Source organism: Pirellulales bacterium (genome assembly GCA_035499655.1).
Taxonomy (GTDB): domain Bacteria; phylum Planctomycetota; class Planctomycetia; order Pirellulales; family JADZDJ01; genus DATJYL01.
In genome coordinates, this window is sequence record DATJYL010000125.1 from 1 (window position 1) to 2675 (window position 2675).

The 2675-nt window shown below is 59.0% G+C and carries 4 protein-coding genes; all 4 read right to left on the reverse strand.

Annotated features, from left to right (window positions below):
- Positions 1-34: 34 nt before the first annotated feature.
- The gene (locus tag VMJ32_08910; GenBank protein ID HTQ39137.1) at positions 35-499 is read right to left on the reverse strand and encodes a hypothetical protein; all 465 of its coding nucleotides are present in this window, start codon (positions 497-499) and stop codon (positions 35-37) included.
- The gene (locus VMJ32_08915; protein ID HTQ39138.1) at positions 496-1152 is read right to left on the reverse strand and encodes a prepilin-type N-terminal cleavage/methylation domain-containing protein; all 657 of its coding nucleotides are present in this window, start codon (positions 1150-1152) and stop codon (positions 496-498) included. The genes VMJ32_08910 and VMJ32_08915 overlap by 4 nt, the downstream gene beginning before the upstream one ends.
- Positions 1149-1760, reverse strand: coding sequence for a hypothetical protein (locus VMJ32_08920; GenBank protein ID HTQ39139.1), 612 nt, complete (start codon positions 1758-1760; stop codon positions 1149-1151). Before VMJ32_08920 ends, VMJ32_08915 begins: the two co-directional genes overlap by 4 nt.
- A gap of 6 nt (positions 1761-1766) precedes the next feature.
- Positions 1767-2675: type II secretion system F family protein (locus VMJ32_08925; protein HTQ39140.1), on the reverse strand; the 909-nt coding region annotated here is incomplete at its 5' end.

Genomic DNA, 2675 nt, shown 5'->3' on the forward strand with positions numbered 1-2675 from the left:
GCATGACAAATTCTCCGATGGCATAAAAGTTGAATTAGGGAATGTTCAGGGTGGTTTCCCGGGATTGACGGCTGCGATGCGCGGAATCGCTGGGAAAATCGGCTCGCACGGCGATGTGCAATTGGTTGGATTGATCGGACACGGCCGCCACGTGGATTTCGACGACACCGGGGCTGACGCCGTCGAGTTGATCGGCGGGCACGTGCCAAGTTTCGCCGGTGTAATCACGCGAGCTGCGCAGCTTGGCAACGGCGCGAGCGATGCCGGCTTGCGCCAAAGATTCCGCCTGGAGTTGCTGGCGATTGGCAAAAATTTGCTGCTGATGGCCGACGGTGGCGCGCAACACGGTGAATAAAATTGCCGTGGCGGCCATGAACGCCACCAGGGCAATTGCCAGAGCAGCTCCTCGCCGTCGAGATGGCGGTACACGGAGCAAGCGAAGCGGCTGGCTCCGGAGCCGGCAAAAAAATAATCGGCGATGGCGTGAAGTGGATTTCATTTGCCAGGCTCCTCCAGTGCGATGCTGGCGGGGGAGGATCCGATGAGAGCATCGACACGAAGTTGACGGTGCGCCGAGTCGGCCGGATTTTTCAAGGCCAGCGGATAATCGACCAGCAGGCTGGCCAGTCGGCTGTTTGCTTCCGAACCGGCGGGCAACGAAGCGACCTGCCAGCCGATGGTCGCATTGGGCGGCAAGGCATAGGTTTCGCGCTGATTGACCGCGTCGCCGCTACGGACCGTACGATTGATGGCGGATTTGTCGACGACATATTCGATTCGCCGACCGCCAGCCAATTCCGCCAAGAACTGCGAGATTGGCTGTGCATTTGCTGAATTCATGTTGTTTGAACAAGTGGCGGGGGCTTTCGATGAAGCCGACGCTGCATCGGGAGTTATAATCTGGACGGAAGCTGCCGCGTGGACATCGTCGCGGAACTGCTGCGCCAGACGGTTCATGCTGTCGAGCAACACGCGATGATCACTGTCCGATTGCTCCACGCTCCAAGCGCCGTGCAACAACACGCCCACGATGCTCAGCACGACCGACACCATGGTGGTCACGACGAGCATTTCGACCAGCGTGAATGCACGGCGGTGCTGTCGCTCATTGAACTGCTGCCGTGTCGAGTTGTACAAGTCGTTGCGTTTCATGGTTTTGGCTCCGCCGGAGCGTATTTCCACACAGTCAGGCTAACGACATGATCGGGCTGATCGGCGTGTTCCGGCGGCGGCGCCGGATTGGCATGACTTTGCGTGCCTTCCGGCGCGGCCGATGCTTCCCAGGGCCAGCGGACTTCGACGTGGATGCATTTCGCTTGGGCGTCGACGGGGTGTTTGGCGGTTTGTGCCGCATCGGCGGTGCTGTCGCCGTATTTGGCCAAATCGTTTTGCGCCGCTGCTGTTTCGTTGGCAGCTTGTTTTTCGCCCTTGTCGGAATTGGGTTGTTCGGCGGTCGCATCATCGGCGACGGTCACACGCAATTGTCCACCGGGCAAAGAGGCTTGCGATTCAACGGAGAGTTTCAACTGTGCCAAGTTGGACGGCGTCAGTTGGTCATAGCGTATGGCGGCGATGCGTTCCGCCACGTTGCCCGCTTCGAATTGCGCGGACAGCAGTTGATCGCTCGATAAGCGCTGCCGCGCGCAAACCACGAGTACTTGCGCCGTGGCCATCAGGCCGGCGGCGAGGATCACGAAAGCCGCCATCGCTTCGACGATGGCGAAGCCGTTTCGGTTTGGACGATGGCGATGCAAATTCATGAGTTCCTACGCCAGGTTCGTAATGAGTTTAACCAGCGGATAAATCATGCCGGCGGCAATTAGCAGCACGGTGCCGGCGAAAAACAGCATCAGCAGCGGAAAACCCATCGACATGACCATGGTTAATCGCGTGGTAAATTTTCGGACCAACCGCTCGGCCATATCGTTCAACGCCCAAACTAAGTTGCCTACGCGGTCGGCGGCCCGCAGCACATTGGCTTCCGCCGAAGAGACCAGGCCGCTGGACTGCAGGCTATCGCACCAGTTGACGCCCTGGGTTACGCGCCGCTCCGCTTTGGCGAGATAGCGCCGAATGTAGGGCTTGGGATATTGCCGCGCCAGCGACGCCAAGGTGGATTGCAAAGATCGATTTTCACCCACGGCTTCGGCCAAGGCGTGCAGCACAACCGCTCCGTCGAGCGGCAGGGCAAAGCGGCGCAACAGCGGCGGATCCCAGCGGACTGCGTCGGTGTAACGCCCGACCACAAACATCAACACCGCGAACAATGCCAGAAATGCCAAGAAGATGATCGCAGGAAAATGTACTAAGAAATAAATCGTATGCACCAAAAACAGCGTGACCGGCGGCAGCGGCGTGTGGAAATCTTCAAAAATTTTCATGTATGCCGGAAGGATTTTAATCATCATGAAGGCCGTCAAGGCGGTGGCCAACATGATGAATGCCGCGAGGTAGGCGACGCGCCCGATCGCTCCGTGAACGGCCGAATCGAGCGTCGCGGCACTTTGCGTGGCCTTTTTCAGCATGACAGCCAGGCCGCCGGTGTCGGCGCCGGTGCGGACAGCAACCAAGGCGTCGTTGGGCAAGCGGATTTTTGATTTTTCCAGCGCGGCATCGATTGGCACCCCACGCTCCAGCAGATCGGCCAATTCAGCGGTTCGATCGCGCAAGGAACT

Bases quoted from the DNA above. Each gene is read 5' to 3' on its own strand.
- VMJ32_08920 (HTQ39139.1), bottom strand. From the start codon at position 1,760: ATGAATTTGCATCGCCATCGTCCAAACCGAAACGGCTTCGCCATCGTC.
- VMJ32_08910 (HTQ39137.1), bottom strand. From the start codon at position 499: ATGAAATCCACTTCACGCCATCGCCGATTATTTTTTTGCCGGCTCCGG.
- VMJ32_08915 (HTQ39138.1), bottom strand. From the start codon at position 1,152: ATGAAACGCAACGACTTGTACAACTCGACACGGCAGCAGTTCAATGAG.